Source organism: Jatrophihabitans sp., assembly GCF_035474675.1.
Lineage (GTDB): Bacteria > Actinomycetota > Actinomycetes > Mycobacteriales > Jatrophihabitantaceae > Jatrophihabitans_A.
Window position 1 is genome coordinate 25342 of the sequence record NZ_DATINC010000019.1, and the last position, 18882, is coordinate 44223.

19 protein-coding genes are annotated in these 18882 nt (G+C 71.5%); 5 read left to right on the forward strand and 14 right to left on the reverse strand.

The features are described from left to right. Positions 1-245: 245 nt before the first annotated feature. A complete protein-coding gene (locus tag VLJ82_RS01745; RefSeq protein WP_408661595.1) occupies positions 246-863 on the forward strand; it encodes a DUF47 domain-containing protein in 618 nt (205 codons plus the stop codon). A 40-nt stretch (positions 864-903) separates the two neighbouring features. Further along, positions 904-1899, forward strand: coding sequence for an inorganic phosphate transporter (locus tag VLJ82_RS01750; protein ID WP_408661596.1), 996 nt, complete (start codon positions 904-906; stop codon positions 1897-1899). Between the two features lie 54 nt (positions 1900-1953). Here the strand turns inward: VLJ82_RS01750 and VLJ82_RS01755 are convergent, their stop codons facing one another. Then, the gene (locus VLJ82_RS01755) at positions 1954-2466 is read right to left on the reverse strand and encodes a hypothetical protein (protein WP_408661597.1); all 513 of its coding nucleotides are present in this window, start codon (positions 2464-2466) and stop codon (positions 1954-1956) included. A 211-nt stretch (positions 2467-2677) separates the two neighbouring features. On the opposite strand from VLJ82_RS01755, the gene VLJ82_RS01760 reads away from it, so the two are divergent. After that, positions 2678-3763, forward strand: coding sequence for a branched-chain amino acid aminotransferase (locus VLJ82_RS01760; protein ID WP_408661598.1), 1086 nt, complete (start codon positions 2678-2680; stop codon positions 3761-3763). Between the two features lie 108 nt (positions 3764-3871). On the opposite strand, the gene VLJ82_RS01765 is transcribed toward VLJ82_RS01760, so the two are convergent. The 7 genes from VLJ82_RS01765 to VLJ82_RS01795 form a co-directional block, all read right to left on the reverse strand. Continuing rightward, positions 3872-4015: a hypothetical protein gene (locus tag VLJ82_RS01765; protein ID WP_408661599.1), complete on the reverse strand. Its 144-nt coding sequence runs from the start codon at positions 4013-4015 to the stop codon at positions 3872-3874. 51 nt (positions 4016-4066) lie between these two features. Next, entirely contained in the window at positions 4067-4207 is a 141-nt protein-coding gene (locus tag VLJ82_RS01770) for a hypothetical protein (protein WP_408661600.1), read from the reverse strand. Positions 4208-4299: 92 nt separating this feature from the next. Continuing rightward, entirely contained in the window at positions 4300-4446 is a 147-nt protein-coding gene (locus tag VLJ82_RS01775; RefSeq protein ID WP_408661601.1) for a hypothetical protein, read from the reverse strand. 43 nt (positions 4447-4489) lie between these two features. Then, on the reverse strand, positions 4490-4639 hold the full coding sequence (locus VLJ82_RS01780) for a hypothetical protein (protein ID WP_408661602.1): 150 nt from the start codon (positions 4637-4639) through the stop codon (positions 4490-4492). Between the two features lie 46 nt (positions 4640-4685). Then, complete coding sequence (locus VLJ82_RS01785; protein ID WP_408661603.1) at positions 4686-6389, reverse strand: S9 family peptidase; 1704 nt, start codon at positions 6387-6389, stop codon at positions 4686-4688. Then, positions 6386-9142, reverse strand: a complete 2757-nt coding sequence (gene lanL, locus VLJ82_RS01790; RefSeq protein WP_408661604.1) for a class IV lanthionine synthetase LanL — start codon at positions 9140-9142, stop codon at positions 6386-6388. Before lanL ends, VLJ82_RS01785 begins: the two co-directional genes overlap by 4 nt. A 170-nt stretch (positions 9143-9312) precedes the next feature. Beyond that, positions 9313-9489, reverse strand: a complete 177-nt coding sequence (locus tag VLJ82_RS01795; RefSeq protein WP_408661605.1) for a hypothetical protein — start codon at positions 9487-9489, stop codon at positions 9313-9315. 116 nt (positions 9490-9605) lie between these two features. Here VLJ82_RS01795 and VLJ82_RS01800 point away from each other — a divergent pair, with 116 nt between their 5' ends. After that, positions 9606-11396 carry a M1 family aminopeptidase gene (locus VLJ82_RS01800; protein ID WP_408661606.1) on the forward strand — a complete coding sequence of 597 codons (1791 nt, stop codon included), beginning with the start codon at positions 9606-9608 and terminating at the stop codon, positions 11394-11396. Here VLJ82_RS01800 and VLJ82_RS01805 read toward each other — a convergent pair. Further along, positions 11393-12454 carry a winged helix DNA-binding domain-containing protein gene (locus VLJ82_RS01805; RefSeq protein WP_408661607.1) on the reverse strand — a complete coding sequence of 354 codons (1062 nt, stop codon included), beginning with the start codon at positions 12452-12454 and terminating at the stop codon, positions 11393-11395. The genes VLJ82_RS01800 and VLJ82_RS01805 overlap by 4 nt on opposite strands. Positions 12455-12513: 59 nt before the next feature. Between VLJ82_RS01805 and VLJ82_RS01810 the strand changes: the two genes are divergently transcribed. After that, entirely contained in the window at positions 12514-13086 is a 573-nt protein-coding gene (locus VLJ82_RS01810; protein WP_408661608.1) for a DinB family protein, read from the forward strand. Between the two features lie 3 nt (positions 13087-13089). Here VLJ82_RS01810 and VLJ82_RS01815 read toward each other — a convergent pair whose 3' ends face one another. From VLJ82_RS01815 to VLJ82_RS01835, 5 genes are all read right to left on the reverse strand, one after another. Beyond that, entirely contained in the window at positions 13090-14010 is a 921-nt protein-coding gene (locus VLJ82_RS01815) for a S1 family peptidase (RefSeq protein WP_408661609.1), read from the reverse strand. Between the two features lie 304 nt (positions 14011-14314). Next, entirely contained in the window at positions 14315-15208 is an 894-nt protein-coding gene (locus VLJ82_RS01820; protein WP_408661610.1) for a S1 family peptidase, read from the reverse strand. Between the two features lie 178 nt (positions 15209-15386). Further along, positions 15387-16298 (reverse strand): S1 family peptidase, encoded by a 912-nt coding sequence (locus VLJ82_RS01825; RefSeq protein ID WP_408661611.1) that lies wholly within the window; start codon positions 16296-16298, stop codon positions 15387-15389. Between the two features lie 103 nt (positions 16299-16401). Next, positions 16402-17454, reverse strand: a complete 1053-nt coding sequence (locus tag VLJ82_RS01830; protein ID WP_408661612.1) for a saccharopine dehydrogenase — start codon at positions 17452-17454, stop codon at positions 16402-16404. 91 nt (positions 17455-17545) lie between these two features. After that, positions 17546-18775, reverse strand: coding sequence for an IS481 family transposase (locus tag VLJ82_RS01835; protein WP_408661615.1), 1230 nt, complete (start codon positions 18773-18775; stop codon positions 17546-17548). Positions 18776-18882: the final 107 nt, after the last annotated feature.

The window sequence follows — 18882 nt, forward strand, 5'->3', positions numbered from 1 at the left end:
TCTCGCCCGTTCCCGCTGACACCACCTGCAGCCCATCTACTCCGGTTGCCTCGGATCGCGCCGCTCCCGGTGGCGACGCAGCCTCGGCCGAGTGTAGACAGTGCCGCCCAGCGGCCGGGACCGGAAACGTGCCGGGGCGGGCTCGCCGCCCGGACGGCCGAGGCTCGCGCACCGCCGGATGCCGACCCGCTACTGTCAGGCAGACCCGGCAGGTAAGGGCACCGCCGGCCGACCGAGGGCGAGACATGGTGGGACGTTTCACTCCCAGGGACACCGCGTTCTACGACCTGCTGGCCGAGGGCGGCCGCAACGTCGCGGCATCGGCCGACGTGCTGGCCGGGCTGTGCGACCCGGGGGCCGACCGGCCGGCGATCGCCGCGGCGATGCGCGACCTCGAGCACGCCGGCGACGCCGTCACCCACCGCATCCTGCGCCAGCTGAACAAGAGCTTCGTCACGCCGTTCGACCGCGAGGACATCTACCGGCTGGCCGGTGCCCTGGACGACGTGGTCGACGCCATGGACGAGGCGACCGACTTCGTGGTGCTCGCCGACGTCGGCGAGTTGCCCAGCCTGATGCTCGACCAGATCCGCCTGGTGCAGCAGGCCGCGGCCCAGACCGCCGACGCGATGGGGCGGCTGGCCACCCTGCAGGACCTGGAGCCGTACTGGATCAAGGTCAACGAGGTCGAGAACGAGGCCGACCAGGTGCACCGGCAGTTGCTGTCCCAGCTGTTCGGCGGCAGCTACAAGCCCATGCAGGTGCTCAAGCTGCGCCAGGTAGCCGACCTGCTCGAGGAGGCCACCGACGCCCTCGAGCACGTCGCGCACGCGGTCGAGACGATCGCGGTGAAGGAGTCGTGAGCGGCACCGGAAGGACGGGCCGGACGCGGCGGTCGATGAGGTGAGCCCGACAGCGCTCGCGGTGGTGATCGTCGTCGTCGCGCTGGCCTTCGACTTCACCAACGGCTTCCACGACTCGGCGAACGCGATCGCCACCTCGGTCTCGACCCGGGCGCTGAGCCCGCGGGTCGCGCTGGCGATGGCCGCGGTGGCCAACGTGCTCGGCGCGCTGGTGTCGACGAAGGTGGCGGCCACCGTCGGCTCCGGCATCATCCAGGCCCCGAGCGGGCGGGACGGCCTGCTGATCGTGCTGGCCGGGTTGCTCGGCGCGATCGCCTGGAACCTGGGCACCTGGTGGCTGGGCCTGCCCTCCTCGTCCTCGCATGCCCTGATCGGCGGGCTGATCGGCGCGGCGCTGGCGGGCTCGGAGGGGGTGCGCTGGTCCAACCTGCTCGACAAGGTGGTGGTGCCCATGGTGGCCTCGCCGCTGACCGGCCTGCTGCTGGGCTACCTGTTCATGCTGCTGTTGCTGTGGCTGTTCCGGCGGTCCAACTACCACCGCACCCAGCGCCGGTTCCGGTGGGCTCAGGTGCTCAGCGCCGCTGCCATGGCCTTCGGCCACGGCAGCCAGGACGCCCAGAAGACCATGGGCGTGATCGCGTTGACCCTGGTGGTGTCCGGCCATCTCGGCAAGGGCGAGCCGATCCCGACCTGGGTGATCCTGTCGGCGGCGGCCGCGATCTCGGCCGGCACCTACTCCGGCGGCTGGCGGATCATGCGCACGGTGGGCCGGCGGATCTACTCGCTCAGCCCGGTGAGCGGCTTCGCCGCGCAGACGGTGGCCAGCGGGGTGCTGTTCAGCGCCGCCCACTTCGGGCTGCCGATCTCGACCACCCACGTCATCAGCACCTCGATCATGGGCGCCGGTGCCACCCGCCGGCTGTCGGCGGTCCGCTGGGGGGTGGCGGGCAACATCGTGGTTGCCTGGGTGCTGACGCTGCCGGCCTCCGCGGGGGTGGCCGCGCTGATCTGGGTACTGCTGCGGCCGCTCAGCTGACCCCGCACCGCACCCGCTCGGGGCGGTCAGGCCCGACCGCAACCGCTGGGGTGGTCAGGCTGGCAGGATCGCCCAGACCGGGTGGATCTCCAGCCAGCCGGTCTGGGTGTCCAGCACCCACGGCCCGATGATGGTCACCCGGGACTTCAACGGCGGCATGGTGATCGGGATCGACGGCACCGCCTCGACCACCAGGCCCTGTTCCGAGCGCTGCAGGTTGACCGCGTTGAGCCACTTCGGATCGACCTCGGTCAGCGAGATGTGCATGTCGCCGTCGTGCTCGCGGTTGATCTCCCAGGCGATTCCGGTGACCGCCACGCAGGGTTGCTTGACGGTCAGCCGCTGCGGTGAGTAGACCCCTTCCAGCGGAAAGCCGGAATGGCAGTAGCGGGCCAGCGCGGCAGGCACCAGGCTCGGGTCTGGCTTGCGGGTGGGCGCCGGCGTGATGGTGGGCAGCGGCGATTGGGAGGCGTTGGGGGGCGGCAGCGGTGCGTCGGAGCCGTCGGAAGCGGTACACCCGACCAGCAGCAGCACCACCGCCAGGGCGACCGGATACCGCACGAGCACGACTGGTTCCCCCTGCCAGCTCAATTCCCGGCAATCTTAGGCGGGCCCTACCGGTCCGCACAGACACCGCCGCACCGTCGGCGCCAGGTAGGCACCCGCCCGCTCGATGCCCGGCCCGGGGTGGCTGCCGCCACCGCCGCCGGCTCGGAGAGGCAGAATTGGGATTCCGGGTTCCACGCACCGACACGATCATCGGGGAGAAGAGGCTGCCATGAACGGATTCCGAGTCAGTCGATCGGCTCGTCCGGCCGCGGAGCAAGAGCGGGCGCGCATCCTCGCCGATCCCGGTTTCGGCCGCTTCTTCACCGACCACATGGCCTCGGCGACCTGGACGCTGGACGAGGGGTGGCACGACTGCGAGGTCAAGGCGCTCGAGCCGTACTCGCTGCACCCGGCGGCGGCGGTGTTCCACTACGGGCAGGAGATCTTCGAGGGCCTCAAGGCGATGCGGCACGCCGACGGCAGCATCTGGCTGTTCCGGCCGGAGCTGAACGCCCGCCGGTTCGTGCGCTCCGCGCGCCGGCTGGCGCTGCCGACGCTGCCCGAGGAGCAGTTCCTGGACAGCCTGCGGGCGCTGGTGCGCACCGACCAGGACTGGGTGCCGCCGCACGACGGCGAGCGCAGCCTGTACCTGCGGCCGTACATGTTCGGCTCGGAGGCCTTCCTCGGGGTGCGACCGGCGATCCGGGTCAGCTACGGGGTGATCGCCTCACCGGCCGGGTCCTATTTCTCCTCCGGCGTCAACGGGGTCACCCTCTGGGTCAGCGAGCAGTTCACCCGCGCGGCGCCGGGCGGCACCGGTGCGGCCAAGTGCGGCGGCAACTACGCCGGCGGGCTGGCCGCCCAGGTGGAGGCGCAGCAGCACGGCTGCGAGCAGGTGCTCTACCTCAGCGGCGACGCCGAGCGCCACCTGGAGGAGTCGGGCACCATGAACCTCTTCCTGGTCACCGCCGACGGCGAACTGGTCACCCCGGGCCTGGGCACCATCCTGGAGGGCGTCACCCGCGACAGCGTGCTGGAACTGGCCGCCGAGCACGATCTCAAGCCGGTCGAGCGGCCGGTGCGGCTGGCCGACCTGCGCGAGGCCTGCGACAACGGCTCGGTCACCGAGATGTTCGCCGCCGGCACCGCCGCGGTGATCACCCCGATCGTCGGTTTCAAGGGCGACGGCTACGCCCACACCGCCGGCGACGGGCGGCCGGGCAAGGTCACGCTGGCGATCCGCCAGCACCTGCTGGACGTGCAGTTCGGCCGAGTCCCGGATACCCGCAACTGGCTGCACCCGGTGGTTGCCTAGGCCGCAGGAACGCCGCCGCCGCGGCAGTCGCGTCGCCCGCTGGCCCGGCCGGCCGGGTGGACGGCCGGGCCAGCGGAACGAAGCCCTACATATCCGCTGCGTCCTTCGTCACCGAATGAAGCCGGTGACGTCGCACGGCTCGGCGGGGCTGGTGGCCATGCAGCTGTAGGTGCAGGTCAGGGTGCACTCCATGTGCACGGCCTCCTCCTCCGCGGGCAGCTGCTGAAGCCGTTCCAGGGTGGCTGTTTCCATATGTTCACCTCCTTCTGGCATGCGGCGGCTGCTGGAAACCACGGCACGGCCTCAGGTGATGAAGCCGGTGACGTTGCAGGGCTCAGCGACCGCGGAGTGCATGCAGCTGTAGGTGCAGGTCAGGGTGCACAGGCCGGTTTCGGCCTCCTCCTCCGCCGGCAGCTGCTGAAGCAGTTCCAGGTTGATCTCCATAGGGATTCCCTCCTTTCCGGGTGCGGCAACGCCGGCCGGCCGCCGCAGGAACGGCGACCGGGCCGGCTGGATGAAACCGGGCAGGCCGGACGTCAGGTGACGAAGCCGGTGACGTCGCAGGTGAAGGTCGCGGGACTGGTCTCCCAACAGCTGTAGGTGCACGTCAGTGCGCACAGCATGTATTCGGCCTCATCCTCGGCGGGCAGCTGCTGCAGCCGTTCCAGGGTGGCGGTTTCCAAAGGTTCACCTCCTTCTAGTGCGTCGGGGTCGCTGCGAGCCTGGTCAGGTGATGAAGCCTGTGACGTCGCAGGGCATGATGACGCCGGTGTGCATGCAGCTGTAGGTGCAGGTCAGGGTGCACAGGCCGGCCTCGGCGTCCTCCTCCGCCGGCAGCTGCTGCAGCAGTTCCAGGTTGATCTCCAAATAGTTCACCTCCTCAGCGGTGCGCGAATGGCTTTGGATACCAGGGGAAACGTCATCAGGCTCGAGCCAGCTGGTCTGCGAGCAGGTCGAACGCGGCGTGCAGCACGGGATCGCCGGGAGCGGCCCGCAGCACGGCATGGTCGCGGTCGGGAAGTTCCAGGTAGCGCAGCAGAGTGCCGGCCGGGCTGCCTTTCATAGCCGATACGATCGCGCGCGACTGTTCGACCGGGATGGTCCGGTCCAGCGCGCCGTGCGCGATCAGCGTCGGGCACCGGATGCGGCCGGCCAGCCGCACCAGGTCCCGCTCGCCCAGGTCGTCGGCAACCGGGTGGCAGCCGTCCAGCCGGGCGATCAGGGCCCGGACCTGCGGACCGGCTACCGCATCGAGGCTCGCCGCCGAGGCGAACGGCGAGATCGCGACACAGCCGGCCCAGCCGTCCGGCTCGGCTGCCGCGGCGAGCAACGCCAGGTACCCGCCGTAGCTGGTGCCCCACAGCGCGGGCAGCCCGGCGCCGGAGCGGCGCAACCAGGCCGCCACCGCGCGGAGATCGGCGAGGTCCGGGCCACCCCAGCAGCCCTTGACCGCCAGCTCGAAGTCCCTGCCGTAGCCGGTGCTGCCGCGTTGGTTGACGGCCAGCACGCACGCGCCGGTGGCCGCGAGCATCCGCAGCACCGGCTCGTAGGCGGCCCGCCAGTGGTCCCGGGGGCCGCCGTGCACGGCCAGCACGACGCGCTCGGCGGTGCGCCAGTCCGGGCCGTAGCCGATCGCCTCCAGCTCGCCCGCCGCCCCCGGCACGGTCACCAGCCGGGCCGGCGGCCCGTCCTCGGCGGCCGTCGACCACCGCACCGAGCTGTCCCCCGAAGGCAGCCAGTAGTAGCCGGGTGGCCGGTCCGGGGCGCTGCCGGTCCCCCACAGCCCGTGCTCGGTCCAGGCGGCGGCCGGTGTCAGGCTGGCGAGCCCGGGCCGGACCGGCCGGCTGCCGTCGGCGCCGGCCAGCAGCAGCGAGCCCGCCGCACCGTGCTCCACCACCAGGGCCGCCTGGTCCCCCGCCGGAGCGACGGCCACCGGGGTGGCCCGGCCGGCCGCATCGGGCAACGACAGCGCCCGGGGCGGCGCGCTGAGCGAGCCGACGAACAGCCGCGAGCCGGCATTGCCTTGCGCTGCCAGCAGAAACCGGCCGGCGGTGGCGTCGAGCAGCACGGTGCCGTCCGGTACCAGCTCGGCAGGCAGCCGGTCCAGCCGGCCGGTCCGCAGGTCCAGCAGGCCGGCCGGACCGGCTGCGCCGGCCAGGACCAGGGAGTTCTCGCCGGCCGGCCAGGCCCGGACTGGCGGGCCTTTGACGGCGGCCAGCTCGGTCACCCCGTCCGGTTCCACCAGCAGCACCAGGCTGCGGGAGGCCTGGTGCCGCAACCCCACCGCGAGCGTGCCGCCGCCGGCCGGCGGGGGCAGCAGCCGGCACGGCGCCACCCGGATCGGAGCGGGCCCGGCCGAGCCGGCCGGGTCCAGGACGGTCAGCCGGTGGGCGTCCGGCCCGTGCTCGACCAGCACCGTGCGGCCGTCCTCGAGCGGCAGCCCCACGGTGGCGACGAGATCCGGCACGTCGACGCTGAACCGGTGTCGCGGCCCGGCCGACCCCAGTTCCCAGGCCTGCAGCGCGAACCGGCCGCAAGCGTCGGCGACCACGCTGGTCGAGTACCGGCCACTGGCCGAGAACCGCAGGTTGATCCGGTGCACCACGGGCTGCTCGGGTGCGCTCACCCGGCCTCAACCATCCAGGACCGCGCGCCGCCCTGGCTCAGCCGGAGGAGGAAGTCGAGAGTGCCGGCCATCCCGGTGCCGTAGCCCGCGCCGACCCGCAGGCCGGTCTCGTCCGGCACCACCAGCCGGCCGTCGATCACGGCGGCCCGGGCCACGATGACCGCGGCGAGGTCGGCGGCCCAGTCGCGGTAGTCGGCGGCGCGGGGACTGCCGGCCTGCTCCGCGGCGGCCGCGGCGTCCAGCAGGAACTGGCCGTTGCCGGCCAGCCCGTGGCAGGCCACCGGGGACGGCAGCCAGCGGGCCCGGTGCACGGCGAGCGCCGCGGCGTGCACCAGGTCCCAGTACCGGCTGGCCTGGTCATGGTGTGCGGCGGCCAGCCGGACCAGGAAGGTGCCGACGCCCGAGGCCCCGTTGCACCAGTGCAGCAGCATGTCCTTGGAGCTGACCGGCGAGTTGCGGTCGGTGCGCCAGGTGGCCGCGCCGGTGCGCTCGTCGAGGTCGGCGGCCGCGGCCAGGGTTCGCCCGGCAGCCTCGGCCAGTTCGGAGTACCGGGGTTCGCCGCAGGCCTGCCCGGCGGCCAGCAGGAAGGCGCCGACCCCGGCCACACCGTGCGCGAAACCGAAATGCCAGCTGCCGGCCAGCGCGGAGTCGAAGTCGTCCGGGATCGGCCAGAACACCCCGTCGTCGGTGACGCGGGCCGCCTCGGCCAGGCCGTCGGCGCACTGGCGGGCCCGGTCGAGGAACTCGGTCCGCCCGCTCAGCTGCCACAGCGCGAGCTGGGCAAGCCCGACGCCGGCCACGCCGTGGCAGATGTCGGGGTTGGGCCAGCGGATCGGCAGCCGTAGGCCGAGCTCCTCGGCCCGGCCGGCCAGCTCGGCATCCCGCAGCGTCCCGGCCGCCGCGCGCAGCGCCCAGGCGGTGCCGGCCCGGCCGAAGTACAGCCCGGGCAGCAGCCGGGGCACCCGGTCGAGCCGCTCGGCCATCCAGCCGGTCACCACCGGCAGCGCACCGGCCGCCTGGGAGTAGCCGTGCCCGGCCGCCCGCGCCAGCACGGCCAGCACCCCGGCCGCCCCGTACTGCACGTTCAACGGGTCGGTGCCGCCACCGAAGCCGTCCGTCTCCCACAGCCAGTCGGCGTCCGGGCGCATGGTCGCGATCAGGTGGGCCAGGCCGTCCTCGATCACCCGTTGCACGGTGGGTCCCGCCGGCCGCGGAACAGGGCCGGACGGGGGCTGCTCGCCCTGCAGGAAGTCGGCTGCCTGCGCCAGCGTCCAGCGCCGGCCCGGGTCGGACTCGCACAGCCCGGTCAGCAGCGGCCACCACTGCCGGATCAGCGGCCGGTCGTCCTCGGCCAGCGCGAGCAGCGCGCCGATCCGCTCGGACAGCGTGCGACCGGAATCGGGGCCGTCGGCCAGCAGGGCCGGCGGCGTGCCGAGCGCCAGGTGCACCAGCATCGCGCCGAGCGCGAACCGGTCCGCCGCCGGCTCCTGGGCGACGCCGTAGGCCGGCAGATGCAGCGTCTCCGGTGCGACGAACCCCGGGGTGTAGATCCGCCCCACCACGTCCCCGGGCCGGGCCGCGTGCTCGGTGTCGATCAGGACCAGCTCACCCGCCGGGGTGACCATCACGTTGTTGCTGTTCAGGTCGCGCAGCACCCAGCCCCGCTCGTGCACGGCCGCCACCAGCCGCACCAGCCGCAGCGCCAGCCCGGACGCGTCCGGCACCGGATCGCCCGCCGCCCCGGCGATGGTGTGCGAGAGCGAGCGGCCCTCGACGAACTCCTCGGCCAGGAAGGTGTGGTCGTCGACGTCGAACAGGCTCACCAGGGCCGGGGTCAACGGGCTCAGCTCGGTCAGCACCTTCGCCTCGTAGGCCAGCAGCGCGCGGCTGTCCAGGCCCCGGCGGTCGGAGCCGATGTGCGCCCGGGCCTCCTTGATCAGCACCGGGTAGCCGGTCTTGGTGTCGGTGGCCTGGTACACGCCGCCACGCGCGGAGTGCCGCAGCGCCCGCAGCACCTCGAAGCGGCCGTCCGCCAGGGTCGGCCTGGCGGGCTTTCCGCCGACCGGCTTGCCGGATGTGGCCCCCGGTGCCGGGCCGGTGACCGGTGCTGGGCCGGTCGCCGGTGCCGGGCTGGTGACCGAGGCCGGGCTGGTGACCGGCGAACCGGGCAGCGACAGCGGCGGCACCCAGGCGGGCGGAGTGAACCACGGCTTGCGCTGGTCGGCGACCAGGCCGCCGTCCGGGTCCCGCAGCCGCGCCTCGAAGGACCCGTCGTTGGTCAGCACCCGCACACCCCGGAAGGCGCCGAACCGGTACTGCACGATGCTGCCGGGCCGGTACTGCCGGTCGGAGAGGATCTTGGGCCCGGGCATGCCCACGGTGGCGTCGCACAGCTCGGCGGCCAGCCGGTGGAACTGCTCCTCGTCGGCCGGGTAGGCGGTGAGGAACTTGCCGGCCTGGGCCCGGTCGTAGCGCACCGAGGTCAGCTCGGTGACCCGGTCGAGGTCCTTGGCGAACTTGAACGAGCACCCGTGGCCCAGCAGCACCTGGCCGGCGGCGTGCAGGACCACCGGGGCGGACAGCGGGGTGGCCGACAGGTGCAGCTTCCAGCCCTGCACCCGCTCCACCGGGGCGGTGCCGCTGACGTGACACCAGAAGCCCTCTTCGGTCACCTGGAGGCCGGTCAGGCCCAGCTTGGTGATGGTCTCGCGCACGATGCCGGACAACGGGAAGGGCATTCCCGGCGTAGTCATAAACGCATTCCTGATCCGATTTCTGGGTGGCCCGGGGGGAGGGCTGGACGATCGCGGCGCATCCGTGGGCAGCGTCGCGGCTCGAATCCCACCTCAGATGTCGGGAAATGTAAAGCAGCCGCTACGTAACGACTGAAAGTCGGCCGTTTTGGCGGACAGGCCTCGTCGCGTCAGTCGTCCTTGTCGCGTCCGCGCAGGATGTTGAGGAACTTCGAGCCGTAGCCGGGCCCCTGCACGTTCTCGTACAGGTAGGCGGAGTCGTCCTCGACGTCGTCGGCGCGCTTGGCCCACCGGGACAGCAGGTAGATCACCACCACCGTCCCGACCAGGACCACCCACCAGAACATGCGACCTCCCCGTTCCGTCGGTCCCAGTATGTGCCCCGGACCGGCATTGGCAAAGCATCCGGGCCTCCCCGGCTGGGGCGTTGACGTAGCACCTGCCGGGGAGTTATGTGCTGGCCATGACCAGTCGAGGGATGTGGATCGGCGTGGCCGCCAGCGTGGCCCTGGTGGCGGGCGGAACGGCGGCCGCCGGGCCCGCCGAGGCCGGTGCCGGGCGGCCGCACTGCTCGTCCGGTGCGCACACCCTGTCGCACTACGGCGACCAGCTGTACCCCGAGACCGGCAACGGCGGGTATCGCAGCCTGCACACCGACGTCCACCTGGTCTACGACGCGCCGTCGAACCGGTTCCTGGCCGGCACTCATGTCGACCTGACCGACCGGGCGACGCAGTGCCTGACCGACTTCAGCCTGGACTTCGAGCGCTCGTCCTCCGACCGGGTGGCCGGTCCCGATCTCGCGGTGTCGTCGGTGTCGGTGAACGGCCGGCCGGCGAAGTTCCGCTTCGTCCAGCCCACCTACCCGGGCGACCCCAGGGGCCAGGACGATCCGGACCCGCGCGCCCACCAGGCCGGCCAGCAGAACCCGGTCGGCGGCCCGCGGCACAACCCGCTGCCGCCGGCCTGCGAGCCGCAGCTGACCGGCGACTCGCCGAACGCCCAGGACGGCCAGCCGTGCCCGGCGAACAAGCTGGTGATCATCCCCACCCACCCGATCCGGGCCGGGGCGACCTTCGTGGTGACCGTGCGCTACACCGGGCGGCCCGGCACCCACATCGACGGCGACGGCTCGACCGAGGGATGGTTCCGGTCCGAGACGCCACCCGGCGACGGTGGCTTCGTGACCACCGAGCCGGTCGGCACCGAGGCCTGGATGCCGCTCAACGACCACCCCAGCGCCAAGCCCACCTACGACTTCTACGACACCGTGAACGCCGGCAAGACCGCGATCGCCAACGGCATCCTCCTCTCCCAGCGGCACAACCGGCCCGACGCCCGGTTCCCGGCCGGCTCCACCACCTGGCACTGGCGGATGGCCGCCCCCACCGCGAGCTACCTGGTCGAGAACAGCATCGGCTCCTACGACCTCACCGAGCGCACCGCCGCGAACGGCATCCGGTTCTACCAGGCGCAGTCCTCGTCGTTGAGCCCGGCGCAGCAGGCGGCCAACCGGGCGATCATGGCCGAGCAGCCGGACATCACCGCGTTTCAGAGCCACTTCAACGGGCCGTTCCCGTTCAGTTCCAACGGAATCCTGATCGGCACCCCGGACGCCGGCTTCGAGGAGGAGATGCAGACGATGATCGCCTTCGCCAGCGGCAGCATCGACCTGGAGACCCTCCACCACGAGAACATGCACCAGTGGTGGGGTGACAACGTCACCGAGTCCAACTACGACATGACGTTCTTCAAGGAGGGGATGGCGACCCTGGGCGAGTACCTGTACGAGGCCCGGACGGCGGGTGCCACCGGCGGGCCGGCCGCGTTCCAGGCCAGCCTGGTGGAGCAGTTCAACACCACCTACGCCCGAACCGGAAGCTTCTGGCGGGTCGCCCCGTCCAAGCCGACCGCGTACACCCTGTTCAGCGGCTCGTCCACCTACACCCGCCCCGGGATCGCCTACATCGCGGTGCGGCAGATCCTCGGCCCGGCCCGGTTCAACCTTGCGCTGCAACAGATCCAGCGCCGGTATGGCGGCGGCACCATCGACGAGCGGCAGCTCGAGGCCGCCTTCGCCCGGCAGTTGCCCAACCACAGCAAGGCCTGCCGCGAGAAGCTCGGCCAATTCTTCCGCCAGTGGTTCGACACCGGCTACCCGACAGCTGGCGGCGCGGCCAAGCCGCAGATCACCGGGCCGGGACTGGCCGGTGCCGGCTTCTACGACCGGGACGGCGACTGCGACGGCGACTAGCCACGTCCGTCCTCGACCGCCAGGGTGACCGGCCGGCCGAGGAACCTCTCGAGGTCGGCGTGCTCGCGATCGAGTTGTTGCTTGTCCGATCGGGTGAATCGTTCGAACGGCGTGATCCGGATGGTGGCTGACCGGCCGGACCGGTCCAGCCGCCAGCTGCCGATCACCCGGCCGTCGCGGACCACGGTGGCCTTGATGATGCCGCCGACGTAGACCTGGCCGTAGCGGGCCGGGTCGAGCATGCCGGTGCGATCGCGGTAGCCGATCAGGTAGTTGTCGAACATCGGCAGCAGCCGCAGCGCGGGTACCGGCTCCACCGCACCAAGCGTCCAGCCGCGCCGCCCGTCGAATTCGACCTCGGTCAACTCGTCCCGGACGGCCCTGATCGCCGCGCCGGACGGCAGGCCGGACCAGGTGGTGAAATCGGCGGCGGTGGCCGGCCCGAACGCGCGGAAGTACCGGCGGGCCAGCTCCGCCATCGGGTCGGCGGGCGCCGGTGCGGCCGGCACCCACTCCTCCAGCAGGGCGAACGTCGACTCGCGGCCTGAGTCCCGCGCGCGGCAGGTGACGCCGCGGCAGCTCAGCGCCAGCAGCAGGTGGGTGGCCGCCTGCGGGTCGTCGGCCGGCCGGATGCCGCGTTCGGCCAGCTCCGCGGCGAGCTGGTGGCGGGTCAGCTGCCGGCCGGCGAGGATCTCGCGGGTCAGCGGGATCGCCTTGTCGACAAGCGCCTGGTCGATGCCCAGCTGCCGCCAGCGCACTCCTGTGAACCGGCGTTCGATCATCGGGCCGAACAGGGCGACCAGCCACCGGGCGTCGGAGGCCGCAACCAGGTGCACGGTGGCCCGCATCAGCCAGGGCCGCGCCACGCTGCGCTCGGCGTCGATCGCCTCGACGACGGCTGCCTCGTCCGGGCTGCTGGTGCGGGCCCGGACGCCCAGCCGGGCCGCCGCGGCGTCCTGCGCCTGCAGGCCCGCCGCCGCGACTGCCACCTGCGCGACGGTGTCGGTGCCCCGCCGGGTCAGGCCCTGGCGGGTCATCCGCTCGAGGAGGAAGTCCACGTCCTGCAGTATCGAGCACCGGCGCGCGGGCCCGGGGCGGGGCGCCCTAGCCTGGCGGCATGACGACGAACGACACCCCGTGGGAGCCGCCGCTGGCCGGCACCGAGGCCGAGCATCTGGTGGGCGCGCTGGAGCGGTTGCGGGCAACCTTCCGCTGGAAGGCCGACGGCCTGGACGCCGCCGGGCTGCGGGTCCGGATCGGTGCGTCGTCGCTGTCGCTGGGCGGCCTGCTCAAGCACCTCGCGCTGGTCGAGGAGCAGTACTTCGGCCCCAAGCTCACCGGCGCGCCGCTCGGCCCGCCGTGGAATGCCGTGGACTGGAAGGCCGATCCGGACTGGGAATTCGACTCCGCCGACGGCGACGCCCCGGAGCAGCTGTACGCGCTCTGGGACGCCGCCGTCGAACGGTCCCGCGCCATCCTGCGGGCCGCGCTGGCCGATGGCGGCCCGGACCAGCTGGTGCACCTTGCCTGGTCCGACGGCCGCCGGGCCAGCCTGCGGCGGATCGTGTGCGACCTGATCGAGGAGTACGGCCGGCACACCGGGCACGCCGACCTGCTGCGCGAGGCAGTGGACGGGCGGGTCGGCGAGGACCCGCCGCCCGGTTGGCGTCCCGGATCCGGCCGGGACTGAGCGCTACGGCTTGGGAAGCAGGCAGCCGGCCTTGGCCAGGTCGAGGGTGTTGTGCGTCAGGCAGGTGGTGATCCAGTAGGTCTGCTGGCCGTAGCCCTCGCCCTTGACGACCGTGGTGGTGCCGCCGGGATTGATCTCGCACGGGTTGTTCAGCGTGCAGGAACCACCGTCGGTGTTGGCGGTGTTGTTGATGCCGACGATCTTTCCGTTGTTGTCGTCGACGATCGGTGAGCCCGAGGTGCCGGCGACGAGCTGGCAGCCGGAGGTCGGGTCGTAGCGGATCGAGTCCTGCCAGGTCCAGAAGGCCTCGTTCACCGCGGGAGCGAAACCGTCGATCCGGCAGGAGTAGGTGGTCTGCCAGTACCCGGACGCGATGGTGACCGCGCGGCCGTCGACCGGATGGGTCGAGGCGAGGGTCAGCGCCTTGATTCCGGTGGCGCGCTTGATCTCGGCGTAGGTCTGGGTGAGCCGGTACAGCGCGATGTCGGTGCCGGTCATGGTGGCGTAGAGCAGCCGGTCGGTCTGCACCTGGCCCACCGTCCGGCCCCGGGCGTCGAGCAGGTCGCCGGTGCGGGAGCTGGGCTGGTCGGTCAGCACCACGCCCGGCAGGATGAAGACACCCTCCCAGCAGTGGCCGTTGGTGAGCATCAACGCCTGGTCCTTGTCCCGGGATGTCGGGTAACGGACCAGGCTGGCCGAGCATTCGGGCGGCAGCTTGATCATGCCGGCGAGGCTGGCCTGGTGCGACGGGGGCGCAACCTGGCGGGCGCTGCTCGGGACCACCGGGGTGGTGGCCTTCGGGGGCGGGGTCGGGGTCGGGGTCGCGTCGGCGGGCGTGACGGTCAGTGCGGTGGCGGCGACCGCGGTGGCGGTGGCAGCCATCAGCCGCCACGAGCGCCGGCTGGTAGATGTGAAGAAGGGCATGAACTAACTAGCTCCGGACGTAGGTGGATGGGTATGCCTTACGGCCTACCTTGGGCTGGTCTCGGTCGTGCTGACCACCGCGATCGTGCCGCACTACTCCATACACCATCGTGGCGGGGTGTTGGCTCACCATCTGTTCACATGCCACGTTTGCCGACGCTGTATGACCCGTTGGCACAAACCGGCTGACGCTTGATGTCGTATGACTGATCCGACAATAGCCGGACTAGCGGCGATGGGTCGCGGGCGATCCGGGCCCGGGACAGCACCGGCTGGGCGGCCCGAGGACCGCCCACTATCCCGGTCAGATCAGGGGTTTGGGGAGCAGGCAGCCGGCCTTGTCCAGGTCGAGGGTGTTGGCCGAGGTCAGGCAGGTGGTGAACCAGTAGGTCTGCTGGCCGTAGTTCTGGCCCGGGGTGGAGGTGAAGCTGCCGTCCGGGTCGACCTCGCACGGGTTGTTCAGCGTGCACGCCTGGCCCTGCTCGTTCAGGGTGTTGTTGATGCCGACGATCTGCAGGGTGGTGTCGTCGACGATCGGCGAGCCGGAGGTGCCACCGACGGTCAGGCAGGTGGCGTCCGGGTATTGGTAGCGGATCGAGTCGTGCCAGGTCCAGACGGCCTCACGCAGCGTGGGAACGAAACCGCTGATGGCGCAGGAGTAGGTGGTCTTCCAGTAGCCGGACGGGATCGACACCGCGGTCCCGTCGGCCGGGTGGGACGAGGCGATGGTCAGCGCGCTGAGGCCGGTGGCATCCTCGATCTGGGCGAAGGTCTGGGTCAGGCGGTACAGCGCGACGTCGGTACCGGTCATGGTGGCGTAGAGCAGCCGGTCGGCCTGCACGGTGGCCACCGGCTGGCCACTGGCGTCGAGCAGCTCGCCGGTACGGATGCTGGGCAGGTCGACCAGCACCACGCCCGGCGGCAGGACAACGCTGCCCTCCCAGCAGTGGCCGTTGGTGAGCATCAGGGCTCGGTCGGTGTCCGAGGAGGACGGGTAGCGGGCCAGGCTCGCCGAGCAGCCGCTGTCCAGTGAGATCGTGGCGGCCAGGCCGGCGCTCTGCAGCTGCTGCACAGCGGGCTGGGGGCTGACCGGAGCAGCGCTAGCCGCGGCGGTCGGGACGGTCAGGGCGGTGGCGGTGACCACGAGGGCGGCCAGCAGTTGGAACGGGCGCCGGCTGATACGCGAGAGGAACGTCATGGGGGCAGCTCCAGGTAGGCGGGTGCGTTCGTTACCACCTACGCTGTGCCGATTTCGGGCATGCCGGCCACCGCGATCGTGCCGAGTTGATCTTGTTAAGCCCCGGTTCAGGTTGGTCTGTGCTAGCCGACGGCGGCGCGGCCGGGCAGTTCGCCCGGGCCGCGCCGCGTGTTCGGTACTACGGCTTGGTGAGCAGGCAGCCGGTCTTGTTCAGGTCGATCGTGTTGGTCGAGGTCAGGCAGGTGGTGAACCAGTAGGTCTCCTGGCCGTAGTTCTGGCCCTGGGTGTAGGTGAGGCTGCCGTCGGCGTTGACCTCGCAGGGGTTGTCCAGGGTGCAGGCCTGACCCTGCTCGTTGCTGGTGTTGTTGACGCCGACGAGCTGCAGGGTGGTGTTGTCCACGATCGGCGAGCCGGACGTGCCACCGATGGTCTGGCAGGTGGAGTTCGGGTACAGGTAGCGGATCGAGTCGTGCCAGGTCCACCGGTCCTCACGCAGGGTGCCGACGAAGCCGTTGATCGCGCAGGAGTAGGTGGTCTTCCAGTAGCCGGACGGGATCGAGATCGCGCGGCCGTCGACCGGGTGGGACGAGGAGATGGTGAGTGCGTTCAGGCCGCCGCTGGTGCTCCTGATCTGGGCGAAGGTCTTGTTCAGTCGGTACAGGGTGACGTCGGTGCCGGTCATGGTGGCGTAGAGCACCAGGTCGGCCTTGAGGGTGGCCACCGCCGTGCCGTTGGCGTTGAGCAGCTTGCCGGTACGGGAGCTGGCCCGGTTGACCAGCACCTGGCCCGCGGCGAGGAAACCGCCCTCGTAGCAGTGCCCGTTGGTGAGCATCATCGCCCGGTCGGTGTCCAGCGACGAGGGGTAGCGGACCAGGCTGGCCGAGCAGTTGCTCAGCGCGATGGTCGAGGCCAGGCCCACGGCCTGCAGCTGCGGCACGACCTTGTTCGAGCTGACCGGGGCGGCGGTGGCGGCCGGTGCGGGCGTTGCCGCGGCGGCGGTCGAGATGGTGAGAGCGGTCGCCGCTATCGCGGTGGTGGCGGCGGCCAGCAGCCGGAACGGGCGCCGGCGCGCGTTGGGGAGGAAGCTCATGTGGGCAACTCCGAAGTAGCGGGGTGGGAAGGTGCGGCTAGCTAACCCGGCCAAACGTCACAGGTCAAGGAAAATGCGCCGCGTCCGAAGTACCGCGTCCGAGCTAGTCGCTCCCGGTGCTGTGCTGGCGGAACAGTTCCAGGCAGCGCCGCCAGGGTGCGGCGTCGGTCCACAGGCCGGGCACCGCGCCGACCAGCTCGGCCGAGAAGCTGCTGCTGGCCTCGCGAGGCAGCAGAGAGGGCAGATTGTCGATCGCGATGACCTCCAGCCCGGCGCCCGGGACCTGGTACACCGGCTCCTGCCAGCTGGTCGTCTCGGGATAGAGCGGGAACAGGTTGTAGGGCGATCCGACGTCGCAGGTGACGTCACAGAGCACGTCCAGCCGGTGCGGCGCCGCGAGATCCTCGACCGTCAGGTAGGGCCGGGTGGGCTGGTTGGTCAGCACGGTGTTCACCAGCACGTCGTGATCCAGCATCGCCGCCCGGTCCAGCTGGCGGGTCTCGGCCACGTCCCAGCCGGTCACCGGCAAGCCGGCGGCGGAGAGCGCATCGCGGGCGCCGGTACCGGACCGGCCGAGTGCACCCAGGACCAGCACCCGGGGCCGGCCGGCAGCCGCCTCGGCCAGCCGCCGGTCCAGCTGCTCGCGGGTGCCGGGCCGCACCGGCGGGTCGAGCACCCCGGCGTGCTGCAGCACCGCCAGGGCCGCGCCGACATAGCCGGCCCAGTACCCGAAGGCGGCCAGCCGCCGGCCGGCGTCGTCGGTGAGGTACTCCAGGTCCAGCAACGCACCGCCGCCCGCGGCGAACCGGTCCAGCAACAGCCTGGCCCCTGGTTGGTTCTTGTAGGCGTGGCCGAAGAACACGTGCCGGTGCCGCAGCGGGTACGGCTCGGCGGGCAGCTCCTTCAGGCCCAGCACCACGGCGGCAGCCGGCGCGTCGGTCCAGCTGCCGGTGTCGGCGAGCCGGGCGCCGGCGGCGGCGTACTCGGCGTCGGGGAACACCCGGTGGGTCGAGGACTCGACCACCACCTCGATGCCCGCTGCGGTCAGCTTCGCGACGTCGTCGGGCACCAGGGGCGCGCGGCGCTCGTCGGACCGGGACTCGGCGCGCAGCCACAGGACGGGGTCGGCGGCGGATGACGACTGCAGGCTGGTCACCGTGGGCTCCTCCAGCGGTCGGCCGGGTTCGTTCGTCCATGGCTCACGGCTATTGGAGCCGCTGAACTACTTCGGTTGATGGGTGACAGATCTAGTTCGGTTGTTTGGTGACACTCGTTTTCAGAGTAGGACGACCGCCGGGGATCGACGCTCGTTTCTTGCGGACCTCCCCTCGGTGCTCGCGCTGCTGGGTGCGTAGTAGGTGGTCGCCGTCGTAGAACTGCAGAACATGGTCGGTGACCCAGACGTCGATGGGCCGACCGGCCGCCGCGGCGCCGAGGCAGACCTGCTGCCAGTTCACGCAGACGACACCGACTTTGCTGGCCCGCCGGGCGACCCAGAGGCCGTCACCGCGGTCGCTGTGGGGGCGGCTCGGGCCATCGGTCGGGGTGCGTAGTTCGGTGACGGTCGCGGCGCTGGGGCGCCAGAACCGATCGGCCGGGGTGGTCATGTCGAGGGCCTGGTGCGGTCGGGCGGTGTTGTAGTGGGCCACCCATTCATCGAGCTCAGCCTGGGCTGCCGCCAGCGAGGCGAAGACCCGGTCGGTGCGGAACTCGGTCCGGATCGCCCGGTGGAACCGCTCTATCTTGCCCGTCGTGGTCGGTGACCGCGGCTGAGTGAGCAGGTGCTGAACACCGTTTTCCCGGCAGATCCGATCGAAGAGCACCTCGACCGGTGGCTTGTTGAACCGGCCGGTGAACACCTTGCCGTTGTCGGTGAGGATCTGTTCGGGCACCCCGTGGGCCCGCAGCGCTGCGGTCAGGCCGTCACACACCGCGCGGGCGTTTTCCCGCACCATCAACCGCGCCGACACGCAGAACCTCGAGTGGTCATCCACCCCGGTCAGCGCCTTGGCCCTGCTGCCGTCGGCCAGGGCGAACCCACCGACGATGTCCATCTGCCACAACTCCATCGGCTGTCCGCGTTCCCACCGCTTCCACTTGCGCTCCCGCGGCCGCCGCGCGGCGGGATCGATCAAGTTCAACCGCACCAACGCCCGATAGGCCGCCGACTCCGACACCACCACGTCCCGCCCGGCCAGCTCGAAGCTCAGCCGCCGCGGCCCCCAGAACGGGTGCGCCAGCCGCAACTCCACCAGCGCCACCTCAACAGCCGCCGGCATCTGATGCGGACACCCCCGCGGCCGATGCGAACCGTCGGCCAACCCCGCCAGCCCACCAGCCTCGTACTTGGCCAGCCACCGATGCACCGTCTTACGCGCCACCCCGAACCGGGCCGCCACACTCGTCACCGTCTCACCGTCGGCGATCACCGCCCGCACGGCCTCATACCGCTGCTCAGCCACAGACAACTCCCGCATGAACCCAGGAGTGTCACCAATCAACCGAAGTAGGCGTAACCCATCAACCGAAACACCGACACCCATCACCCGAAGGCCGAATGGGAACCATCAACCGAAGGCACACA

Coding starts and splice junctions, on each gene's coding strand:
- VLJ82_RS01760 (WP_408661598.1), top strand. CDS start 2,678: ATGAACGGATTCCGAGTCAGTCGATCGGCTCGTCCGGCCGCGGAGCAA.
- VLJ82_RS01820 (WP_408661610.1), bottom strand. CDS start 15,208: ATGACGTTCCTCTCGCGTATCAGCCGGCGCCCGTTCCAACTGCTGGCC.
- VLJ82_RS01765 (WP_408661599.1), bottom strand. CDS start 4,015: ATGGAAACAGCCACCCTGGAACGGCTTCAGCAGCTGCCCGCGGAGGAG.
- VLJ82_RS01815 (WP_408661609.1), bottom strand. CDS start 14,010: ATGCCCTTCTTCACATCTACCAGCCGGCGCTCGTGGCGGCTGATGGCT.
- VLJ82_RS01745 (WP_408661595.1), top strand. CDS start 246: ATGGTGGGACGTTTCACTCCCAGGGACACCGCGTTCTACGACCTGCTG.
- VLJ82_RS01835 (WP_408661615.1), bottom strand. CDS start 18,775: ATGCGGGAGTTGTCTGTGGCTGAGCAGCGGTATGAGGCCGTGCGGGCG.
- VLJ82_RS01810 (WP_408661608.1), top strand. CDS start 12,514: ATGACGACGAACGACACCCCGTGGGAGCCGCCGCTGGCCGGCACCGAG.
- VLJ82_RS01795 (WP_408661605.1), bottom strand. CDS start 9,489: ATGTTCTGGTGGGTGGTCCTGGTCGGGACGGTGGTGGTGATCTACCTG.
- VLJ82_RS01770 (WP_408661600.1), bottom strand. CDS start 4,207: ATGGAGATCAACCTGGAACTGCTTCAGCAGCTGCCGGCGGAGGAGGAG.
- VLJ82_RS01800 (WP_408661606.1), top strand. CDS start 9,606: ATGACCAGTCGAGGGATGTGGATCGGCGTGGCCGCCAGCGTGGCCCTG.
- lanL (WP_408661604.1), bottom strand. CDS start 9,142: ATGACTACGCCGGGAATGCCCTTCCCGTTGTCCGGCATCGTGCGCGAG.
- VLJ82_RS01825 (WP_408661611.1), bottom strand. CDS start 16,298: ATGAGCTTCCTCCCCAACGCGCGCCGGCGCCCGTTCCGGCTGCTGGCC.